Raw genomic sequence first — 21,356 nt, 5'->3', positions numbered from 1 at the left:
ACCCTCCGCACCACCCCCTCCACCCGTGGCTCCCGGGCGCGCGCCCCGATCCGGCGCGCGTCCCGGGCAGCCCTGTGCCCACAACCGACCGATGGCGATTCCCGACCCCCATGGAAGGAAGACCGAAGTGCGAAGACGGCACCTCAGCCTGGGCCTGATCGGCACCGTACTGGCCTCCAGCGCCCTCCTGCTCCCCGCGCAGACGGCCTCGGCCGCAGGTCCCCGCCCGGACTTCCGCGCACCCTGGCCCTGCGACCAGGTCCGGGACTACTACCACCACTCCTCCGAGGTCCACAACGCCCTGGACTTCAACATCGCGGGCTCCGCCGACCTCGGCACCCCGGCTCTGGCCTCGGCACCCGGCACCGTGATCGACGTGGTGCCCATGCCCAACACCTCCGGATACGGCAACTACGTGCGCGTCGACCACGGCGGCGGCTGGACCAGCCTGGTCGCTCACCTGGACCGCATCACCGTCTCCAGGGGCCAGTACGTCCGCACCGGCGACGAGCTGGGCAAAGTCGGCACCACGGGCGAGTCGTCCGGCCCCCACCTGCACTACGAGCAGGAGGCCGACGGCCAGAACCAGCCCATCGTGATCGACGGGGTGGCGCTGCGCTACAGCTCCACCGCCGCCCGCCACACCAGCGGCAACTGCGGAACGCCTCAGCCGCTGCTGGCCGGTTCGCCGACGGACTTCACGGGTGACGGTGTGGACGACATCGTGACGTTCACGCAGAACCCGGAGGCGGATGTCTATGTCGCCGCCTCCACGCGTGAGGGGTTCGGTGGGGCGAAGGTGTGGCACGACTTCTTCGCGCCGGGCGGCGAGTCGCCGTTGAGTGGTGATTTCAACGGTGACGACAAGGACGACGTCGTGACGTTCACCAAGGGTGCGGAGTCGGACGTGTACGTGGCCTTGTCCAACGGTGGCGGGTTCGGTCCGGCGACGGTCTGGCACGACCACTTCGCCCCGGGCGGTGAGGTTCCGGCGGTCGGTGATGTGAACGCGGACGGTTTCGACGACATCGTGACGTTCACCCACGACGCCGACGCCAAGGTGTATGTCGCCCTGTCCAACGGCAGGGACGGTTTCCATCCGGCGGCGGTGTGGCACGACTTCTTCGCTCCGGCTGGTGAGTTTCCGGCGCTGGGTGACGTCGACGGTGATGGTGACGACGACCTGATCGCGTTCACGCAGGGTGCCACGGCGGACGTGTATGTGGCTCTGTCCAACGGGGCGAACGGGTTCGGTGCGGGCAAGTTGGTGCACGAGCACTTCGCCCCGGCCGGTGAGCAGCCGCGGGTCGGTGACGTCAACGGTGACAAGAAGGACGACATCATCGCCTTCACCCAGGGCGCCGAGTCGGACGTGTATGTGGCTCTGTCGAACGGCACGACGTTCGGTCCGGGGGCGCGGTGGAACGAGTTCTTCTCTCCCTCCGGCGAGTTCCCGTACGTGGGTGACTACGACGGTGACGGCAAGGACGACATCGTCACCTTCACCCACAACGCCGAGGCCGATGTCTACGTGGCCGTCTCCAACGGCGTCGACGGCTTCGTCAACGGCCGCAAATGGCACGACTTCTTCGGCACCCCCGGCGAAACCAGCCTCTAGCCACCACCTGATCCCGATCCGAAAGGGCACACCCATGCCACGTCACAGACGTCTGTCCGCCTGCGCCGCCGGGTTGGCGGCGGCAGGTCTCCTGATAGCCGCCGGTGCCACGCCCGCCCAGGCCGCCGACCCGTCGCCGAAGCCGCCCAAGAACATGGCCAACGCCGAGGTTCTGGACGCCTCGTGCTACGTACCGTCGACGCACGATCCGAACGTCCTCGTCAACGTGCTGCGCGTCGCCCGCACCCACAACGCCAACGCGAAGGTGACCCTGGCGGCCTTCGAGGCCGGCTGGGTCGAGTCGCACATGAACAACCTGGCCTGCGGCGACAAGGACTCCATCGGCGTCTTCCAGCAGCGGCCGAGCTACGGCTGGGGCACCGTCGAGCAGATCATGGACCCCTGGTACGCGGCGACGCAGTTCGTCACCCGTGCCATCGCCAACGACCGGAAATACCCCGGCTACACCGCCGGCCAGCTCGCCCAGAGCGTCCAGGGCTCCGGCTTCCCGTCCCGCTACGACGAATCGGAGGACAAGGCCCGCGCACTGCTGGCCGAGGCGGAGCGCAGCTCCGGCCTCTTCGGCGGAGGCCCGACCGACTTCACGGGCGACGGTGTGGACGACATCGTGACGTTCACGCAGAACCCCGAGGCGGACACCTATGTCGCGCCGTCCACGACCAGCGAGTTCGGTGGGGCGAAGCTGTGGCACGACTTCTTCGCGCCGCGCGGCGAGACCCCGCTGACCGGTGACTTCAACGGCGACGACAAGGACGACGTCGTCACCTTCGCGCATGGTCCCGAGGCCGACGTGTACGTGTCGCTCTCCAATGGCGACGGGTTCGGTCCGGCGACGGTCTGGCACGACTTCTTCGCACAGCGGCACGAGGTTCCGGCGGTCGGTGATGTGAACGCGGACGGGTTCGACGACATCGTGACGTTCACTCATGACGCGGACGCCAAGGTGTATGTCGCCCTGTCGAACGGCAGCAATGGCTTCCACCCGGCCACGGTCTGGCACGACTTCTTCGCGCCCGCTGGTGAGTTTCCGGCGCTGGGTGACATCGACGGTGACGGTGACGACGACCTGATCGCGTTCACCCAGGGCAGCACCGCAGACGTGTACGTGGCTCTGTCCAACAGGGCGAACGGGTTCGGTGCGGGCAAGTTGGTGCACGAGCACTTCGCTCCGGCCGGTGAGCAGCCGCGGGTCGGTGACGTCAACGGTGACGAGAAGGACGACATCATCGCCTTCACCCAGGGCGCCGAGTCGGATGTGTATGTGGCTCTGTCGAACGGCACGACGTTCGGTCCGGGAGCGCGCTGGAACGAGTTCTTCTCACCCTCCGGCGAGTTCCCGTATGTCGGTGACTACGACGGTGACGGCAAGGACGACATCGTCACCTTCACCCACAACGCCGAGGCCGATGTCTACGTGGCCGTCTCCAACGGCGTCGACGGCTTCGTCAACGGCCGCAAATGGCACGACTTCTTCGGCACCCCCGGCGAAACCAGCCTCTAGCTTCCACAACAGGGGGAACCCATGTCCCAGCATCCACCCAACCGCAGACGCACCGGACCGGGCGCGGCCCTGCTCGTCGCCGTGCTCGCCTCCGCACTGACCCTGACCGGCCGGGCGAGCGCCGCCCCGGTCGACGACACCGTCATGAACGACGCCTTCGCCGTCGCGAGCGAGGAGTTCGACGTTCCACGCGACCTCCTGGTCGCCGTCGGTTACGGGGAGACCCATCTCGACGGCCACGCCGGCAAGCCGAGCGCGTCCGGTGGCTACGGGGTGATGCACCTCGTCAGCAACCCGGAACGCCGGACCCTGGAGACCGCGGCCGAGCTGACCGGTCTGTCGGCCGGCGAGCTGAAGCGCGACACCGGCGCCAACATCCGTGGCGGCGCGGCCGTCCTGCGGTCCTACGCCGACGCCCTCGGACTGGACGCCGGCGAGCGGGACCGTATCGGCGAGTGGTATCCCGCCGTCGCCGAGTACGGAGGCGCGGACCGGGCGAGCACGGCAAGACTGTACGCCGACACCGTGTACGGCTTCCTCGGACAGGGGCTGGCCCAGAAGGTGCCGGGCGGCGAGCGCGTCACCGTGAAGCCGCGGAAGGTCGAACCGGAGCGCGGAGAGTACGAGAAGGCACGCCCGCTCGGAAGCTCCACCGGCGACGGCGAGCAGGCCGAAGTCTCCGTCCTGAGCGCCGATTACGGGCCGGCCCACTGGGTTCCCGCCCATGCGAACAACTACGAGCCCGGGCGTTCGGCGCGGATCGACAAGGTCGTCATCCATGTCACCCAGGGCTCGTACGCGGGCTCCATCAGCTGGTTCCAGAACGGCTCGGCCGGTGTGAGCTCGCACTACGTGATCCGTTCCTCGGACGGCGATGTCACCCAGATGGTGCGTGACTCCGACACCGCGTACCACGCCCGCAGCGCCAACCCGTCGTCGCTCGGAATCGAGCACGAGGGGTACGTCGACAACGCCTCGTGGTTCACCGACGCCATGTACCGCTCCTCCGCCGCGCTGACCCGGCACCTGTGCGACCAGCACGGCATCCCCAAGGACCGGGCGCACATCCTGGGCCACAACGAGCTGCCGGGCAACGACCACACGGATCCGGGACCGCACTGGAACTGGAACTACTACATGCAGCTTGTCACCAGCGGTGGCAGCGGAATGCTGGCCGGTTCGCCGACGGACTTCACGGGTGACGGTGTGGACGACATCGTGACGTTCACGCAGAACCCGGAGGCGGATGTCTATGTCGCCGCCTCCACGCGTGAGGGGTTCGGTGAGGCGAAGGTGTGGCACGACTTCTTCGCGCCGGGCGGCGAGTCGCCGTTGAGTGGTGACTTCAACGGTGACGACAAGGACGACGTCGTGACGTTCACCAAGGGTGCGGAGTCGGACGTGTACGTGGCCTTGTCCAACGGTGGCGGGTTCGGTCCGGCGACGGTCTGGCACGACCACTTCGCCCCGGGCGGTGAGGTTCCGGCGGTCGGTGATGTGAACGCGGACGGTTTCGACGACATCGTGACGTTCACCCACGACGCCGACGCCAAGGTGTATGTCGCCCTGTCCAACGGCAGGGACGGTTTCCATCCGGCCACGGTCTGGCACGACTTCTTCGCGCCCGCTGGTGAGTTTCCGGCGCTGGGTGACATCGACGGTGACGGTGACGACGACCTGATCGCGTTCACGCAGGGTGCCACGGCGGACGTGTATGTGGCTCTGTCCAACGGGGCGAACGGGTTCGGTGCGGGCGAGCTGGTGCACGAGCACTTCGCCCCGGCCGGTGAGCAGCCGCGGGTCGGTGACGTCAACGGTGACAAGAAGGACGACATCATCGCCTTCACCCAGGGCGCCGAGTCGGACGTGTATGTGGCTCTGTCGAACGGCACGACGTTCGGTCCGGGGGCGCGGTGGAACGAGTTCTTCTCTCCCTCCGGCGAGTTCCCGTATGTCGGTGACTACGACGGTGACGGCAAGGACGACATCGTCACCTTCACCCACAACGCCGAGGCCGATGTCTACGTGGCCGTCTCCAACGGCGTCGACGGCTTCGTCAACGGCCGCAAATGGCACGACTTCTTCGGCACCCCCGGCGAAACCAGCCTCTGACCGGAAAGGAACACGTGGTGAAACGCACTACCGGGAGACTTCTCCCGGCCGTACTGTCGCTGGCCTCCCTGGTCATCGGCTCACTGTTCGCCGGTGCCTCGCCCGCCGCCTCGGCGAGCACCGCCGAGGTCCAGGCCGCCGGTGTCGTCTCGCGCGCCGAGCGCGTCGCCAAGCTGACCGGGCCCGGCTCCACCAGCGCGACCGACGTCCGCTGGCAGCTGAAGGCGACCGACCTCGGCATCATGTGGGACAACGGCAAGGGCGAGATCCTCACCGCCTTCGGCGACTCCTACGGCAACGGCTGGACGGGACCGGGGGCCGCCGTCGGCGACCAGGCCACGCTCGACTGGCGCTGCAACCTGGTGGCGCGCAGCGCGGACCGCAACCTGGCCGACGGCATGAGCATCGACAGCATGGCGACGGACCGCCCGGGCCACGCCAAGCAGGTCCTGCCGTGCAAGCGCGTCGACAACGACGAGCTGACCACCATCCCCACCGCCGGCATCTCGGTCGGCGATCGGCAGTACATGCACTACATGTCCGTGCGTCGCTGGAGCGCGAAGGGCGGTGAGTGGTTCACCAACTACTCGGGCATCGCCTACTCGGACGACAACGGCGAGAACTGGGTGAAGGACGCCGACGCCCGCTGGCAGAACGACGCGTCCTTCGGCAACAAGTTCCAGATGGCGGCGATGCTCAAGCAGGGTGGCTACGTCTACCTGTACGGCACCAAGAACGGCCGCTTCGGGGACGTGTTCCTGTCCCGCGTCCCCGAGGGGCAGCTCCTGGAGCCCGGTGCCTACCGGTACTGGACCGGCGGTACCTGGGTGACCGACTCGTACGCCGCGACGCCGATCGCCGGGGCTCCGGTCGGTGAACTGTCCGTGCAGTACAGCCGTTATCTCGGCCGGTTCGTGATGATGTACCTGGACGACCCGGGCGGCTCGATCGTGATGCGGACCTCGGCGACGCCGTGGGGGCCGTGGAGCGGGAAGCAGGTGGTCGCGTCCGGTGCCGACTACCCGCAGCTGTACGGGTCGTTCATCCACCCGTGGTCGGCCGACTCCAACAGCCCGTACCTGTACTTCACGATGTCGCAGTGGCAGCCGTACAACGTGTACCTGATGCGGGTGCGGCTCACCGGCGGCGGCATGCTGGGCGGTTCCCCGGCCGACTTCGACGGCGACCGCAAGGACGACATCGTCACCTTCACCCAGGACGACCGGGCCGACGCCTATGTCGCGAGGTCCACGGGCAGTGGGTTCGACGGCCGGGAGGTGAAGTGGAACGACCACTTCGCGCCGGGCGGGGAGACCCCGTTGACCGGTGACTTCAACGGCGACGACAAGGACGACGCGGTCACCTTCACCCACGGCACGAACGCGGACGTGTATGTCGCCGTCTCCGACGGCAAGTCCTTCGCCACGGGCGAGAAGTGGCACGACCACTTCGCCCCCGGCCGTGAGGTGCCCGCGGTGGGCGACTTCGACGGCGACGGCATCGACGACATCATCACGTTCTCCCGCGAGGACACGGCCGATGTGTACGTCGCCCTCTCGGACGGCGGCACCTTCGGCGAAGGTCAGAAGTGGCACGACGACTTCGCGCCCTGGGCCCAGTTCCCGGCCGTCGGCGACGTCGACGGGGACGGCCTGGACGACATCATCGCCTTCACCCAGGACGCCTCCGACGACGTGTACGTGGCCTTCAACGAGGGCGGCCGGTTCGGCGCCCCGCGCAAGGTGCACGACCACTTCGCCCCGGAGGGCGAGCGGCCGCGCGTCGGCGACGTGGACGGGGACGGCCTGGACGACATCATCACCTTCACGGGCGGTGAGGCGAGCGACGTCTACGTGGCCCTGTCCGACGGCGCGGTCTTCGGCGGAGGCCGGAAGTGGGCGGACTACTTCGCCCCAGACGGCGAGTTCCCGTACGTGGGCGACTACGACGGCGACGGCATGGACGACATCGTCACCTTCACCCACAACGACCTGGCCGACGTCTACGTGAACGTGTCCAACGGCACGGACGGCTTCGTCGACGGACGCAAATGGCACGACTTCTTCGGCCTCGCCGGAGAGACGAGCCTCTGACACCACCCGCCCCCTGACCGGCCCGGCCGACCGTGGTTCCCGCTCCCCGTACGGGACCACGGCCGGCCGGGCCTTTCCCTTCTCCCACAACTCCGGTCACTCCGAGGGGTGTTCTGGATCACATGTCGGGGAATGAGTCGCGAGCGTGGGAGAAACCGTATCCACGGGTGACCGCTTGGGCCCGGATGCGACGATGAGGGGCCATGACTGCTGGGTGGGGTGCTCGCACGGGACGGGCCGCGGTGTTCGCGGCCGTCTGCGTCGTGCTCGCCGCCCTGGGGCACGTCATGATGTCCGGCGACCACGTTCCCCCCTGGATCCTGGCGGCCGGCTGGGTCGTGACCGGTGCCGTGGGCTGGGGGCTCGCGGGGCGTGAGCGCGGACTGCCGCTGATCACCGCCGTCGCCGTCGCGGCCCAGACGGTTCTGCACTCGGCCTTCTCGCTCGTGAGCCCTTCCGTCGGCCCCATGGACACGGGAGCGATGCCGCACGGCATGCACACCATGCCCATGCCCGCGGGGGCGAGCATGGGCATGGAGGGGCACACGGCACCCTCCGGCGACTCCTCCGCCGGCATGCTCGCCGCCCACCTGCTGGCCGCACTGCTGTGCGGTCTGTGGCTCGGGTACGGCGAGCGGGCGGTGTTCCGGGTGCTGCGGGCCGTCGGCGGATGGCTGGCCGCCCCGGTGCGGCCGCTGTTCCTCACGCCGGTGCCGCCGCGCCGTCCGGTTCTCCGCGTCCGCCGGCGCCGCCGCTCGCGCCGCGCGCCGCGTCTCCTCCTCGTCCACGCGATCACCTCACGCGGTCCGCCCGCCGGGGCCGCTGCCGCCTGACGGCAGCCGGTGACACCCCGGGCCGCCCCTGCGCGCCCCGGGTTTCGGCCGTGTGCCGGTACAGCCCTGTTCCGCGTACCGCCCGCGGCCGTATCCCCGCCGACCGGGCCCGCGCACGCCCGCGGTTCCCGGTTCCTCCGCGAAGGACCTCAGGTGATCACTCCCACCTTGCCCACCCCTGCCGGAAGACCCGCCGACGACACGGCGACCGCCTGGGCGCTGGCCGCACGCGGCGGTGACTCCGACGCCGTCGACCGCTTCGTCCGCGCCCTGCACCGTGACGTCATCCGCTACGTCGCCCGGCTGTGCGCCGACCCGCAGGCGGTGGACGACCTGACCCAGGACACGTTCCTGCGGGCACTCGGCAGCCTGCACCGCTTCGAGGGACGTTCCTCGGCGCGCACCTGGCTGCTGGCCATCGCCCGCCGCGCGGTGGCCGACAGCCACCGGTACACGGCCGTACGGCCCCGGACGGCGGATGTCTCCGACTGGCAGCTGGCCGTGGAACGGGCGCAGCCGCGCGGGCTGCCCGGATTCGACGACGGGATCGTGCTGTTCGACCTGCTGGACCGGCTGCCGGACGAGCGGCGGGAGGCGTTCGTCCTCACCCAGTTGCTCGGGCTGCCGTACACGGAGGCGGCGGCCCTCGGCGACTGTCCGGTCGGCACCGTCCGCTCCCGTGTCGCCCGTGCGCGGACGGCCCTCGCCGCCCTCGTCACCGAGGCGGAGGAGGCGGACACGGCCGTACGGAGAACTGGTCTGGACTGAGAATCCAGCGTCTGGACGTGTAGTCTAAGGAAAGAGGACGGGAGGTGTGCTCATGGTGGCCGCACAGGGCCGGGACGCCGAGAGGGACGCGATCCTCGCCGCGCTGGCGCCGCTCGTCGACGGGATCGCCGCGACGTTCGGGCCGGTCTGCGAGGTGGTGCTGCACGACTACCGCCGCCCGGAGGGATCGGTGGTCGCCGTGGCCGGCTCCGTGACCGGGCGGACGGTGGGCGGGGCGATGAGCGAGATCGGCATGCGGATGCTGGCCCGCGGCGACGAGGCCGCCGACGAGCTCAACTACGTCACCCGGACCGGGACCGGGACCCTCGTGAAATCCTCCACGATGGTGCTGCGGGACTCCGCGGGAGCGGTGTTCGGCGCCCTGTGCGTCAACGTCGACGTCACCGCCGTCGGCCAGGCGCACACCCTGCTCGGCGCCCTCGCCGGTCTCGGCGCAGGTTCCGCCGAACCGCCGACGACCGCCTTCGGCAATGACATCGACTCCGTGGTCGAGGCGATCGTCGACGCCCACCGGTTGCGGCAGCACCGGGGCTGGGCCCAGCTCGACCGCGAGGAACGGCTGCGGCTGTTCCGGGACCTGGACGCCCGCGGTGTCTTCGCCGTGCGACGGGCGGTCGAGCAGGTCGCCGGCCGGCTCGGCATCTCCCGCGCCTCCGCCTACAGCTACCTCTCCCAGTCCAGGACGACGACCGACCCGACCCCCGCCGGAGGCACCACGTGACGACCACCACCCCGCCGGTCACCCTCGACGACGTCCGTTCCGCCGCCGAGCGCCTCAAGGGCGTCGCACACCGCACGCCCGTCCTGCGCTCCCGCACCCTGGACGCGCTCGCCGGCGCCGAGGTGCACCTCAAGTGCGAGAACCTCCAGCGCGTGGGCGCCTTCAAGTTCCGCGGCGCCTACAACGCGGCCTCCCGGCTCACCCCCGACGAGCTGTCCCGGGGCATCGCCGCCTACTCCTCCGGGAACCACGCCCAGGCCGTCGCCCTGGCCGCCCGGGAGCTGGGCACCACCGCCGTCATCGTCATGCCCGAGGACGCCCCGCCGTCGAAGCGGGCGGCCACCGAGGGGTACGGCGCCGAGATCGTCACCTACGACCGGTACACCGGCGACCGGGTCGCCATCGCCGAGGCCCTCGCCGCCGAGCGGGGCCTGACCCTCGTACCGCCCTACGAGCACCCGCACATCATCGCGGGGCAGGGCACGGCGGCCCTCGAACTCGTCGAGGAGGCGGGGGAGCTGGGTGCGCTGCTCGCACCGGTCGGCGGCGGGGGACTGATCGCCGGAAGCGCCACCGCCGTCAAGGGCCTGCACCCCGAGACCCGGGTGATCGGCGTGGAGCCGGAGGCCGGGGACGACACCAAGAGGTCCCTGGAGGCGGGCCGGCGCGTCAGCATCCCGGTCCCGCGCACCATCGCCGACGGCCAGGCCCTGCACACCCCGGGCGAGCTGACGTTCTCCCTCAACCGGCGGCTCCTGGACGGGATCGTACTGGTCGGCGACGACGAGATCAGGGACGCGATGCGGTTCGCCTTCGAACGGCTGAAGATCGTCCTGGAACCGAGCGGCGCCACCCCGCTCGCCGCACTGCTCACCGGCCGCGCGGGCCCTCTCCCGCCCCGCGTCGGCCTGATCCTGTCCGGCGGCAACATCGACGCCGACCGCTTCGCCCGGCTCTGCGGTCCGGACGACTGACGGACCGGCTTCACCCGAATGGCGGCACCGAGTGGACGGACGGACGATGAAGTGGTGGGGCCCGGCCCCGCCGGTGCCGTTCGGGACAGACGGAGACCGGACCCGGTCGTGCGGCGCGACGACCGGAAGGGAGAAGGGGCATGTTCGAGGTCAAGATGCTGGAGAAGCCCGACGAGCGGCGCGACTTCCCCAGGGGCCATCTCGAAGCCGTCCACATGACGGGGCTGGACTTCGCCGTGGCCACCTTCGAGCCGGGATGGCGCTGGTCGGAGTCCGTCGGCCCCATCGCGGGGACGGAAAGCTGCCAGATCCACCACAACGGCTACGTGGTCCAGGGCCGCATGCGCATCCGCATGGACGACGGAGCCGAGGGCGAGGTCGGCCCCGGCGACGTCTTCGTCTGCCCGCCGGGACACGACGCGTGGGTCGTCGGGGACGACCAGGTCGTCGTGTACGACTTCGCGGGCGGCATGGCCCAGGAGTACGCCAAGGCCGACTAGCCGGCACACACCACCCGAGTCGGCCGGGTCCCGCGCCCCGGGCCGCGGGAAACGGCCGAGGGGCGCCCGCCGCGGCGGACGCCCCTGGTGGCCGGGCGGGGTTCACGCGGTGACGGCGACCGCCCGCACCGCCGGCGTGCGCAGCACGCGCCGCGCCGTGCCCAGGCTCGTCCCGAGGGTCACCGCGGCCGTCACCGCCACCGTGGCGAGCCATGTGCCGAGGAACTGGTCCGGCAGCACCCCGTCGGTGCGGACGACCGTGAACGGGACGACCCCGGCCAGCGCGGCCACCGTGCCGAAGAACACCCCCGCGACCGCGAGGATCGCGCCCTCGGCCCCCACCACGCCGAGCACCTGCCCCGGAGTGGCCCCCGCCAGACGCTGCTGCCCGAACTCGCGGGAGCGGTAGGTCGTCGCCGCGTACAGCGAGTTGACCAGCATGACGCAGACGAAGACCGCGATGATGCCGACGACCGTGAGGTTGAGCGTCTCCAGGTTCTTCGCGTCGACCGACTTCACCAGGCCCGAGGCCGCGACGGCGTCGCTCTCCACCGCCTGCATGGTGAGCGTCGCCGTGGACACGGCCGTGAACATGATCAGTGACACCAGGATCCCGGCGAGCTCCCCGGCCCGCTGCCGAAGGTTCCGCACGGCCAGCCACCCGCTCGCCCCGCTCAGCGCCAGCCGGTCCAGTACGCCCTTCAGCAGCCGCGGCGACATCAGCGCGAACCCCACCGAGAGCATGATCGCCCCCTGGGCGGGCGGCGCCATCAGCATCTCGTCCGTCGCGGAGAAGAAGAAGGTCGAGCCCGCCCCGGCGGCCCCGGCGGCCAGTGCGCCGTACGCCAGGACGCGCCGTGCACCGGCCCGCTCCCTGCCGCGCCGCGTCGCCCGCCGCACGGCGAGGAACGCGGCGCCCGCCGCGGCCAGCAGCGTGATGTTCACTCCGGACAGCAGCGCGATCGGGCCGAACGAGTACTCGACCGACCGCGCGACCTGACCGCCGTCCTGGAACATGTCCAGCAGCACCCGCCCGCCGAGCATCGCCGGGCCGATCGCCAGCGCCGCGCCCACCAGGGCCACGGCCACCGCCTCACCCACGACCATCCGCTTGATCTGCGCCGGGGTCGCCCCCGAGCAGCGCAGCAGCTCCAGCTCGGCCGCCCGCTGCCGCACGTTCACCGTCAGGGTCGAGGCGACGGCGAAGAGCACCAGCAGCGTGCCGTACCCGCCGACGACGCCGGCCGCCGTGCCCAGGGTGTCGGAGCTCACCGCGTCCACGCCCGGCTGTCCGGCCGTGTCGTGCATCGAGTTGAACATCATGATGATCGCCGCGCCCAGGAAGGCGGACAGCAGCGTCGCGAGGAACCGTCCGGGGCGTCGCCGGATCGACCGCAGGGCCAGTACGAACACGGCTCACACCCCCGCCATCGTGTCGTCGCCCAGGTGCGCCAGCCGTTCGGCCACCGCGTCCGCCGTCGGCGCGTCCAGCCGGCCGGCCAGCCTGCCGTCCGCGAGGAACAGCACGCTGTCGGCGTAGGAGGCGGCGACCGGGTCGTGCGTCACCATCACCACGGTCCGCCCGTGCACCCGCACCGCCTCCTGGAGCAGCCGCAGCACCTCCCGCGCGCTGCGCGTGTCCAGGGCGCCGGTCGGCTCGTCCGCGAAGATCACCCGGGGTTCGGTGACCAGCGCCCGCGCGATCGCGACGCGCTGCCGCTGACCGCCGGAGAGCTGGTCGGGCCGGTGCCCGAGCCGGTCGCCGAGGCCGACGGCGGTGAGGATCTCCCGCGCCCGCCTCCGGTCCACGCGCCTGCCGGCCAGCTTCAGCGGCAGCACGGTGTTCTGCGCGACGGTCAGCGTCTCCAGCAGGTTGTACTGCTGGAAGACGAACCCGATCCGCCCGCGCCGGAACTTCGTCAGCTCCGCCTCGCCGCCGCCCGTCAGCTCGGTCCCGTCGACCCGTACGATCCCGCTGTCCGGCCGGTCCAGGCCCGCCGCGCACTGCAACAGCGTCGACTTGCCCGAGCCGGACGGCCCCATCACCGCGGTGAACGTGCCCCGCGGCAGGCCGAGCGTCACCCCGTCGAGGGCGGTCACGGAACTGTCCGCCGTCCCGTAGGACTTGGTGACCTTGACCAGGCGCAGTGCCTCGGGGGCGGGTCCCGAGTCGTGGTCGCGTCGTGCGCCGTTGCGAAACATCGTCATCTCCTCCGTCCGGCACGTCCTGTGCCATGCCGAAGACGCTACGGAGGAGACGGCCGCGCCACATTGGGCGCAGAACCCGTATCAGGGGGTGTAGTCAGGGACACCCCCCGAGGGGGTTCACCCGACCAGCACGACCTCCAGCGTGCGCGGTCCGTGCACGCCCTCCACCCGGTCGAGTTCGATGTCACTGGTCGCCGAGGGGCCGGAGATCCAGGTGAGCGGGCGGGCCGGGTCGAGGCGTTCGAGCGCCTGGGGGACGGAGGAGACGACCTGGTCCGGGACGCGGACCACACAGATGTGGTGGTCGGGGACGAGGGTGATCCGGCGCCTGCCCTGGTCGGGGGAGCCGTCCAGCACGATCGTGCCCGTCTCCGCGACGGCGACCGCGCAGGCGGTGACCACACTGTCGACCCGGTCCAGCTCGTGCGGAGTGCTCTCCGCCCGGTCCGCCACCCGCGTCACCTCCGTCGACGCGAGCCAGCCCTCGTCGAGACCGGGCGGAACCAGCACCGAGGACGCACCGCGCGCCGCGAGCAGCCCGGCGACGACACCGGCCAGCCCGGCCGCGTCCGTACGGTGCACGACCGCCCGGTAGTCGGCCAGGTTCTCCGCGAGGAGGTCCACCGTCTCCTCGGCGGTGCGCTCACCGTGCTCGCGCAGATAGTCACGGGCGACCGCCCGCTCGTACGGGGTGTCGTCGCGCGGTACGTCGGAGAGGGCCCGCCGCACCCGGCCCAGGATCCGTTCCCTGCTGCTCACTTCGCCGCTCCCTTCCCGCCCCGCGTACGCTGCCACCAGTCCCGGAACGGTTCCGCCGGCACCGGCGGAAGGTCCCGGGTCCCGCTCCACGCCCGGCCGGGGCCCGGCAGGGCGCGCGGATGGAGGCGGCGGGTGCGCGAGGCGAGCCGCTGGCCGGTGCGCAGGGCTCCGGGATACGTGAACGCCCAGCGGGCGGCGCGCATCGCGGCACGCTCGGCGGCGTGCCCCTTGGCCGGCTTGAGCACCACCTTGTTGCCGCCCCGGGTCACCTCCCCGCCCTGGGCCACCCGCTCCCGCAGGTGCACCAGCACCTCGGGGATGTCGATGGCGACCGGGCACACCTCGTAGCAGGCCCCGCACAGCGACGAGGCGTACGGCAGGGACGCGTCGATCTCACTGCCGGTGCCCCGGAGTTGAGGGCTGAGGATGGCGCCGATCGGCCCCGGATAGACCGAGCCGTAGGCGTGGCCGCCGGCCCGCTCGTACACCGGGCACACGTTCAGACAGGCCGAGCAGCGGATGCAGCGCAGCGCCTGCCGGCCCACCTCGTCGGCGAGGGTGTCGGTGCGGCCGTTGTCCAGCAGGACCAGGTGGAAGTTCCGCGGTCCGTCCTCGTCGGTGGTGCCGGTCCAGGTGCTCGTGTACGGGTTCATCCGCTCGGCGGTCGAGGAGCGCGGCAGGGTCTGCAGGAACACCTCCAGGTCCCGCCAGGTCGGCACGGTCTTCTCGATGCCGACGACCGAGATCAGCGTCTCGGGCAGGGTCAGGCACATCCGCCCGTTGCCCTCGGACTCCACCACCACCAGCGTGCCGGTCTCGGCGACCATGAAGTTGGCGCCGGAGATGCCCACCTTGGCGCGCAGGAACTTCTCCCGCAGGTGCAGCCGCGCCGCCTCGGCGAGTTCGGCGGGCGTGTCCGTCAGCCCCTCGGGGGCGGGGCGGCCCCACTCGCTCATCTCGCGGGCGAAGATCTCCCGGATCTCCCCGCGGTTGCGGTGGATCGCCGGCACCAGGATGTGCGAGGGCCGGTCCTTGCCCAACTGCACGATCAGCTCGGCGAGATCGGTCTCGTAGGCGGCGATGCCCGCCGCCTCCAGGGCCTCGTTGAGCCCGATCTCCTGCGTGGCCATCGACTTGACCTTGACGACCTCCGACTCACCGGTCGCCTTCACCAGTTCGGTGACGATCCGGTTGGCCTCGTCGGCGTCCGTGGCCCAGTGCACGGTGCCGCCCGCCGCCGTCACCGACTCCTCCAACCGCTCCAGGTGGCGGTCGAGATGACGGAGCGTGTGGTCCTTGATCCGCTTGCCGGCCTCGCGCAGCTCGGCCCAGTCGGAGACCTCCGCGACGGCGCTCGCCCGCTTGGCCCGGATGGTGTGCGTGGCGTGCCGCAGATTGCCGCGCAGGGTGGTGTCGCGCACGGCGTCCCGCGCGGCGGCGGGAAACGCGGGCATGCCTACGAACGTCCCGCTCATACGGCAGGCTCCTCCTCCGTGCTCGCCAGGATCTCCGCGATGTGCACCGGCCGCATGCCGGTCCGCAGCCTGGTCATCGTTCCGCCGATGTGCATCAGACAGGAGTTGTCCGCCGCGCACAGCACCTCGGCGCCCGTCGACTCGGCGTTGCGCACCTTGTCGGTGCCCATCGCCGCCGAGACGTCGGAGTTCTTCAGGGCGAAGGTGCCGCCGAAGCCGCAGCACTCCTCGGCGCCCGGCAGCTCGGCCAGTTCCAGCCCCTTCACCGCCCGCAGCAGCCGCAGGGGCCGCTCGCCCAGGCCCAGCCCGCGCAGCCCGTGACAGGTCGGGTGGTAGGTCACCTTGTGCGGGTAGTACGCCCCGACGTCCGTCACCCCCAGTACGTCCACCAGGAACTCCGTCAGCTCGTACGTCTTCGGCACCACCGGTGCCAGTGTCGCCGCGAGGGTGTCCCCGCGGCCCTCCGCCCGGGCCCGCTCGCCCATCCGCGGATACAGCTCCCGCACCATCGCCCCGCACGACCCGGACGGCGTCACGATCGCCTCGTACTCCCCGAAGACATCGGAGAAGTGCCGGGCGAGCGGCTCGGCCTCGTGCCGGTAGCCCGTGTTGTAGTGCGCCTGACCGCAACAGGTCTGCGCCATCGGGAAGTCGACGTCGACGCCCAGCCTGGTCAGGAGTTTCACCACGGCGCGCCCGGTGTCCGGATAGAGCGTGTCGTTGACACAGGTCAGGAACAGTGCGACACGCATCGCGGCTCCTAATGAATCGATCATCGGGTGAATGCAGGGTAGTGCGGGAGCGGGGGCCCGGGGGAGACCCCGTCAGCCCCGGGCGAGCCGGGCCTGCGCCGCCTGCCACCGCTGCGTACCGCCGCGCGGCTCGTACCGCGTCAGCGGCTGGGTGCGGGTGAGCAGCCGCCGCGTCCCGGCCAGGTCGCCGACCAGCCCGTGCGCACGGGCCTGCACCAGTACGTTGCCCAGGGCCGCCGCCTCCGTCGGCCCGGACACCACCGGCAGCCCGCAGGCGTCGGCGGTGAGCTGGCACAGCAGGGCGTTGCGGGTGCCGCCGCCCACGATGTACACGACGTCGGCCGACCGCCCGGCGAGACGCTGCGCGTCCTCGACGGCCTTGCGGTGGGCCAGGGCCAGCGAGTCGAGGATGCACCGGGTGATCTCGGCGGGCGTGGCCGGCACGGGCTGCCCCGAATCCCGGCAGGCCTCGGCGATCCGCTCCGGCATCCGCCCCGGCGCGAGGAACGCCGCGTCCCCGGCGTCCACCACCGACCGCAGCGCCGGCACCTTGGCCGCGTCGAGCAGCAGCGCGCCCAGATCCGGCTGCCTCCAGGCCCGTACGCACTCCTGGAGCAGCCACAGGCCCATGATGTTGCGCAGATAGCGGACCGTGCCGTCCAGCCCCAGCTCGTTGGTGAAGTTGGCGGCCCGGCTCTCCTCGCTGAGCACCGGCGCGTCCAGCTCCAGGCCGGCCAGTGACCAGGTGCCGGTGCAGATGTACGCGAACCGCTCGCCGTCCGCCGGTACGGCGGCCACCGCGGACGCGGTGTCGTGCGAGCCGACCGCCGTCACCGGGACCGGCCCGGCCAGCCCGGTCTCCTCCAGCACCTCGGGCCGCAGCACCCCGGCCGCGTCCCCCGGCTGCCGCAGCGGCGCGAACAGCGAGAGGTCGATGCCGAGGCGCTCCGCGACCCCGTGCGCCCAGTCGCGGGTGCGCGGGTCGATCAGCTGGGTGGTCGAGGCGTTGGTCAGCTCCGTGCCCTGCTCGCCCGTCAGCCAGTACGTCAGCAGGTCCGGGATCAGCAACAGCCGCCGGGCCTGAGCCAGTTGGGCCGACTCACGGGCCGCCGTCAACTGGTACAGCGTGTTGAACGGCGCGTACTGCAGACCGGTCGCCGCGTACAGCTCCTCGGCGGGCACGGTCGCCCACACCTTCTCCGCGATCCCGTCGGTACGGCCGTCGCGGTAGTGCACCGGGTTGCCGAGCAGCGCCCCGTCCGCGTCCAGCAGCCCGTAGTCCACGGCCCAGCTGTCGATGCCGACGGAGTCCACCGCGCCGGCCGCCTTCAGCCCGTCCAGCACACCGGCGTACAGCCCCAGCACGTCCCAGCGCAGCCCCTCGGGCACCCGCACCGGCCGGTTGGGGAAGCGGTGGGCCTCGGTCAGCTCCAGGCTGTCGGGGCCGACGCGGCCGACCATGACGCGCCCGCTGGACGCGCCGAGGTCGACCGCGGCGTAGGACTTCACGGCGCTCATCGCAGGAACGCGGCGGCGACGCCGGCGTCGACCGGGACGTGCAGTCCGGTGGTGTGGGTGAGGTCGCCGCCGGTCAGCGCGAACACGGCGTTCGCCACGTGCTCGGGCAGCACCTCGCGCTTCAGCAGCGTCCGCTGGGCGTAGAACTCGCCCAGCTTCTCCTCCGGCACCCCGTACACGGCGGCGCGCTTGGCGCCCCAGCCGCCCGCGAAGATCCCGGAACCGCGCACCACACCGTCCGGGTTGACGCCGTTGACCCGGATGCCGTGCTCACCCAGCTCGGCGGCGAGCAGGCGCACCTGGTGGGCCTGGTCGGCCTTGGTGGCGGAGTAGGCGATGTTGTTGGGACCGGCGAACACCGCGTTCTTCGACGCGATGTAGACGATGTCCCCGCCCAGCTCCTGCGCGGTCATCACCCGGGCCGCCTCGCGCGAGACGAGGAAGGAACCGCGGGCCATGATGTCGTGCTGGAGGTCCCAGTCCTTCGCGGACGTCTCGAGCAGCGGCTTGGAGATCGAGATGCCGGCGTTGTTCACCACCAGGTCGACCCCGCCGAAGGCGAGCACGGCGGCCTTGAAGGCACCGGCGATCTGCTCCTCGGACGTCACGTCGACGGTCACGGCGACGGCCTTGTCGGACCCGCCCAGCTCCTCGGCGACCCGCTCGGCGTTCTCCCCGTTCAGGTCGGCCACGACGACACACGCGCCCTCGGCCACCAGCCGCTGGGCGATCGCCCTGCCGATCCCGCTGCCGGCGCCGGTGACGAGCGCGACCCGCGTCGCGAGCGGCTTGGGCTTCGGCATCCGCTGGAGCTTGGCCTCCTCCAGCGCCCAGTACTCGATGCGGAACTTCTCCGACTCCTCGATCGGCGCGTACGTGGAGACCGCCTCGGCCCCGCGCATCACGTTGATCGCGTTGATGTAGAACTCGCCGGCCACCCGCGCGGTCTGCTTGTCCTTGCCGAAGCTGAACATGCCCACACCCGGCACCAGCACGATCGCCGGGTCGGCGCCGCGCATCGCGGGGGAGTCCGGCTCCGCGTGCCGCGCGTAGTAGGCGGCGTACTCCTCGCGGTAGGCCGCGTGCAGCTCCTTCAGCCGGGCGACCGCCTCGTCCAGCGGGGCGGACGGCGGCAGGTCCAGGACCAGCGGCCGGACCTTGGTGCGCAGGAAGTGGTCCGGGCAGGAGGTCCCCAGCGCGGCCAGCCGCGGGTGCTCGGCGCGGGCCAGGAAGTCCAGCACGGCGTCGGAGTCGTCGAAGTGCCCGACCTGCGGCCGGTCCTGCGAGGCGACGGCCCGCACATACGGCGCCAGTGCGGCGGCCCGCTCCCGCCGCTCCTCCCCGGACAGCGCCTCGTACCCCTCGATCACCGGCCCGAACGGCTCCGGCCGGCCGCGCTCGGCGAGGAACGCCTCGGCGGTGCGGATGATGTGCAGCGAGTTCCGCTCGCACTCCTCGGAGGTGTCACCCCACGCGGTGATGCCGTGCCCGCCCAGCACACACCCGACGGCCTGCGGGTTGGCCTTCTTCACGGCGGCGATGTCCAGCCCGAGCTGGAAACCGGGCCGCCGCCACGGCACCCACACCACGGTGTCGCCGAAGCACTCGGCGGTCAGCTTCTCCCCGTCGGCCGCGCAGGCGAGCGCGATCCCGGAGTCGGGGTGGAGGTGGTCGACGTGCGCGGCGTCGACGAGCCCGTGCATCGCGGTGTCGATCGACGGGGCCGCACCGCCCTTGCCGTGCAGGCAGTAGTCGAACGCGGCGACCATCTCGTCCTCGCGCTCGACACCCGGGTAGACATCGGTCAGCGCCCGCAGCCGGTCCAGCCGCAACGCGGCCAGCCCCGCCTCGGTGAGCGTCCCGAGGTCACCCCCGGACCCCTTGACCCACATCAGCTCGACATCACCCCCGGTGACGGGGTCGGTGTCGGTGCCCTTGGCGGAGGTGTTGCCGCCGGCGTAGTTGGTGTTGCGGGGATCGGCACCGAGCCGGTGCGATCGAGCGAGCAGAGCGGCGGCTTCGGGATGGGTAGACATCGATCATCAGTCCTTCTCGAACGAGGGGAGGTGGGGCGCCCCAAAGGGGCGCGGGGAACTGCGCGATCAACCACGATCGACCCGCAGTCCGCGACGAACAGCACAGGGCGGACGCTCACGCCCCCCAACCGGCCTGCTCCCCACCGACCCGCTCGGCAACGATCTTCTCGTTCCACCCGGACGCCTTGTACGCCTTGAGCGGTTCGGGGTCCAACCCCATCTCCCCCCGCACCTCACGAAGAAGCGGACGCACGTCCGTGTTGTACGCGTCCATCAGCACGGCGTTCGCCTCGAGCACATCCCCCGCCCGCTGGGCCTCCCCCAACGCCGCTCGGTCAACAAGCAGCGCCTTGGCCGTGGCCTCCTGGACGTTCATGACGGAACGGATGATCGCCGGGATCTTCGCCTCGATGTTGTGGCACTGGTCCAGCATGAACGCCACCTCGGGAGTGAACCCACCCCCACGGATCACCTCGTACATGATCCGGAACAACTGGAACGGGTCGGCGGCGCCGACCATCAGGTCGTCGTCCGCGTAGAACCGCGAGTTGAAGTCGAACCCGCCGAGCTTGTCCTCCCGCAGCAGCGTCGCCACGATGAACTCGATGTTGGTCCCCGGAGCGTGGTGGCCCGTGTCGACGACGACCTGCGCCTTCGGTCCCAGCTTCAGGCAGTGCGCGTAGGCGGTGCCCCAGTCCGGCACGTCCGTCGTGTAGAACGCCGGCTCGAAGAACTTGTACTCCAGCAGCATCCGCTGGTCGTCCCCGAGCCGCTCGTACACCTCGGCGAGCCCCTCGGCGAGCCGGTCCTGCCGGGCGCGGATGTCGTCCTGCCCGGGGTAGTTCGTCCCGTCGGCGAACCACAGCTTCAGGTCCTTGGAACCGGTCGCGTCCATGATGTCGACGCACTCCAGCAGATGGTCGACGGCCTTCCTGCGCACCGCCGCGTCCGGGGCGCAGATGCTGCCGAGCCTGTAGTCGTCGTCCTGGAAGGTGTTGGAGTTGATCGCGCCGAGCCTCACCCCGCGGTCCTCGGCGTGCTTGGCCAGCGCCGCGTAGTCCTCGACCTTGTCCCAAGGGATGTGCAGCGCCACGGTCGGCGCGACCCCCGTGAACGCGTGCACCTGGGCCGCGTCGTCCAGTTTCTCCTGCGGGGTGCGGGGGACGCCCTGTTGTGCGAACACCTTGAACCGGGTCCCCGAGTTCCCGTACGCCCAGGACGGCGTCTCCACGGCCTGTGTCTTGAGAGCGGCTTTCACCGCGGCGAGCTCGGTCACGTCAGGGCTCCTGTGACATCGGGTCGTAACGACCACTGAGTGAAACGATTCAGAACGGGAAGCTATGGGTCTCCCGGAGGGGTGTCAACCCCTCCGGCGAAGACCGCCCTCCGTGACCAGGCCGAGACTTGAAGCTCTCGAAAGTTTTTCGACCGGGACCCATTGACGTG

17 protein-coding genes and 1 pseudogene are annotated in these 21,356 nt (G+C 71.0%); 10 read left to right on the top strand and 8 right to left on the bottom strand.

Annotation, left to right across the window (positions count from 1 at the left end; all coding sequences use genetic code 11):
* The first annotated feature begins 127 nt into the window (after nucleotides 1-127).
* From ACZ62B_RS24300 to ACZ62B_RS24255, 10 genes and pseudogenes are all read left to right on the top strand, one after another.
* A complete protein-coding gene (locus ACZ62B_RS24300) occupies nucleotides 128-1,618 on the top strand; it encodes a peptidoglycan DD-metalloendopeptidase family protein (protein ID WP_469692043.1) in 1,491 nt (496 codons plus the stop codon).
* Nucleotides 1,619-1,652: 34 nt separating this feature from the next.
* A complete protein-coding gene (locus ACZ62B_RS24295; protein ID WP_469692041.1) occupies nucleotides 1,653-3,140 on the top strand; it encodes an FG-GAP repeat domain-containing protein in 1,488 nt (495 codons plus the stop codon).
* Between the two features lie 21 nt (nucleotides 3,141-3,161).
* Nucleotides 3,162-4,310: pseudogene (locus ACZ62B_RS24290) on the top strand (N-acetylmuramoyl-L-alanine amidase); the annotation flags it as partial.
* Entirely contained in the window at nucleotides 4,308-5,252 is a 945-nt protein-coding gene (locus tag ACZ62B_RS24285; protein ID WP_469692177.1) for an FG-GAP repeat domain-containing protein, read from the top strand. The pseudogene ACZ62B_RS24290 and the gene ACZ62B_RS24285, both read left to right, overlap by 3 nt.
* 17 nt (nucleotides 5,253-5,269) lie before the next feature.
* Nucleotides 5,270-7,345, top strand: coding sequence for a DUF4185 domain-containing protein (locus ACZ62B_RS24280; protein ID WP_344557049.1), 2,076 nt, complete (start codon nucleotides 5,270-5,272; stop codon nucleotides 7,343-7,345).
* A gap of 203 nt (nucleotides 7,346-7,548) precedes the next feature.
* A complete protein-coding gene (locus ACZ62B_RS24275) occupies nucleotides 7,549-8,178 on the top strand; it encodes a hypothetical protein (RefSeq protein WP_469692039.1) in 630 nt (209 codons plus the stop codon).
* A 153-nt stretch (nucleotides 8,179-8,331) separates the two neighbouring features.
* Nucleotides 8,332-8,946, top strand: coding sequence for a sigma-70 family RNA polymerase sigma factor (locus ACZ62B_RS24270; protein WP_344557052.1), 615 nt, complete (start codon nucleotides 8,332-8,334; stop codon nucleotides 8,944-8,946).
* Between the two features lie 52 nt (nucleotides 8,947-8,998).
* Nucleotides 8,999-9,688 carry a helix-turn-helix transcriptional regulator gene (locus tag ACZ62B_RS24265; RefSeq protein WP_468728832.1) on the top strand — a complete coding sequence of 230 codons (690 nt, stop codon included), beginning with the start codon at nucleotides 8,999-9,001 and terminating at the stop codon, nucleotides 9,686-9,688.
* Entirely contained in the window at nucleotides 9,685-10,662 is a 978-nt protein-coding gene (locus ACZ62B_RS24260; RefSeq protein WP_469692036.1) for a threonine ammonia-lyase, read from the top strand. The genes ACZ62B_RS24265 and ACZ62B_RS24260 overlap by 4 nt, the downstream gene beginning before the upstream one ends.
* Nucleotides 10,663-10,802: 140 nt before the next feature.
* A complete protein-coding gene (locus ACZ62B_RS24255; protein WP_344557057.1) occupies nucleotides 10,803-11,162 on the top strand; it encodes a cupin domain-containing protein in 360 nt (119 codons plus the stop codon).
* 102 nt (nucleotides 11,163-11,264) lie between these two features.
* Here the strand turns inward: ACZ62B_RS24255 and ACZ62B_RS24250 are convergent, their stop codons facing one another.
* The 8 genes from ACZ62B_RS24250 to rhaI form a co-directional block, all read right to left on the bottom strand.
* Nucleotides 11,265-12,575 carry an FtsX-like permease family protein gene (locus tag ACZ62B_RS24250; protein ID WP_344557059.1) on the bottom strand — a complete coding sequence of 437 codons (1,311 nt, stop codon included), beginning with the start codon at nucleotides 12,573-12,575 and terminating at the stop codon, nucleotides 11,265-11,267.
* Between the two features lie 3 nt (nucleotides 12,576-12,578).
* On the bottom strand, nucleotides 12,579-13,364 hold the full coding sequence (locus ACZ62B_RS24245; RefSeq protein WP_344557070.1) for an ABC transporter ATP-binding protein: 786 nt from the start codon (nucleotides 13,362-13,364) through the stop codon (nucleotides 12,579-12,581).
* A 123-nt stretch (nucleotides 13,365-13,487) separates the two neighbouring features.
* Complete coding sequence (locus ACZ62B_RS24240) at nucleotides 13,488-14,129, bottom strand: LutC/YkgG family protein (protein ID WP_344557077.1); 642 nt, start codon at nucleotides 14,127-14,129, stop codon at nucleotides 13,488-13,490.
* Nucleotides 14,126-15,604: a lactate utilization protein B gene (locus ACZ62B_RS24235; RefSeq protein ID WP_344557079.1), complete on the bottom strand. Its 1,479-nt coding sequence runs from the start codon at nucleotides 15,602-15,604 to the stop codon at nucleotides 14,126-14,128. The genes ACZ62B_RS24240 and ACZ62B_RS24235 overlap by 4 nt, the downstream gene beginning before the upstream one ends.
* Entirely contained in the window at nucleotides 15,601-16,356 is a 756-nt protein-coding gene (locus ACZ62B_RS24230) for a (Fe-S)-binding protein (protein WP_073935280.1), read from the bottom strand. Before ACZ62B_RS24230 ends, ACZ62B_RS24235 begins: the two co-directional genes overlap by 4 nt.
* A 72-nt stretch (nucleotides 16,357-16,428) precedes the next feature.
* Entirely contained in the window at nucleotides 16,429-17,874 is a 1,446-nt protein-coding gene (locus ACZ62B_RS24225) for a rhamnulokinase (protein ID WP_469692033.1), read from the bottom strand.
* A complete protein-coding gene (locus tag ACZ62B_RS24220) occupies nucleotides 17,871-19,910 on the bottom strand; it encodes a bifunctional aldolase/short-chain dehydrogenase (RefSeq protein WP_469692031.1) in 2,040 nt (679 codons plus the stop codon). Before ACZ62B_RS24220 ends, ACZ62B_RS24225 begins: the two co-directional genes overlap by 4 nt.
* Before the next feature lie 115 nt (nucleotides 19,911-20,025).
* Nucleotides 20,026-21,186 carry an L-rhamnose isomerase gene (gene rhaI / locus ACZ62B_RS24215; protein WP_468728819.1) on the bottom strand — a complete coding sequence of 387 codons (1,161 nt, stop codon included), beginning with the start codon at nucleotides 21,184-21,186 and terminating at the stop codon, nucleotides 20,026-20,028.
* Between the last annotated feature and the right edge of the window lie 170 nt (nucleotides 21,187-21,356).

This window comes from Streptomyces sp. NPDC053426 (assembly GCF_055585405.1).
The sequence above is the reverse complement of the archived record's forward strand: the minus strand, read 5'-3'. Positions and strand labels throughout refer to the sequence as shown.

Coding starts and splice junctions, on each gene's coding strand:
- ACZ62B_RS24295 (WP_469692041.1), top strand. CDS start 1,653: ATGCCACGTCACAGACGTCTGTCCGCCTGCGCCGCCGGGTTGGCGGCG.
- ACZ62B_RS24285 (WP_469692177.1), top strand. CDS start 4,308: ATGCTGGCCGGTTCGCCGACGGACTTCACGGGTGACGGTGTGGACGAC.
- ACZ62B_RS24275 (WP_469692039.1), top strand. CDS start 7,549: ATGACTGCTGGGTGGGGTGCTCGCACGGGACGGGCCGCGGTGTTCGCG.
- ACZ62B_RS24265 (WP_468728832.1), top strand. CDS start 8,999: ATGGTGGCCGCACAGGGCCGGGACGCCGAGAGGGACGCGATCCTCGCC.
- ACZ62B_RS24255 (WP_344557057.1), top strand. CDS start 10,803: ATGTTCGAGGTCAAGATGCTGGAGAAGCCCGACGAGCGGCGCGACTTC.
- ACZ62B_RS24245 (WP_344557070.1), bottom strand. CDS start 13,364: ATGTTTCGCAACGGCGCACGACGCGACCACGACTCGGGACCCGCCCCC.
- ACZ62B_RS24235 (WP_344557079.1), bottom strand. CDS start 15,604: ATGAGCGGGACGTTCGTAGGCATGCCCGCGTTTCCCGCCGCCGCGCGG.
- ACZ62B_RS24230 (WP_073935280.1), bottom strand. CDS start 16,356: ATGCGTGTCGCACTGTTCCTGACCTGTGTCAACGACACGCTCTATCCG.
- ACZ62B_RS24225 (WP_469692033.1), bottom strand. CDS start 17,874: ATGAGCGCCGTGAAGTCCTACGCCGCGGTCGACCTCGGCGCGTCCAGC.
- ACZ62B_RS24220 (WP_469692031.1), bottom strand. CDS start 19,910: ATGTCTACCCATCCCGAAGCCGCCGCTCTGCTCGCTCGATCGCACCGG.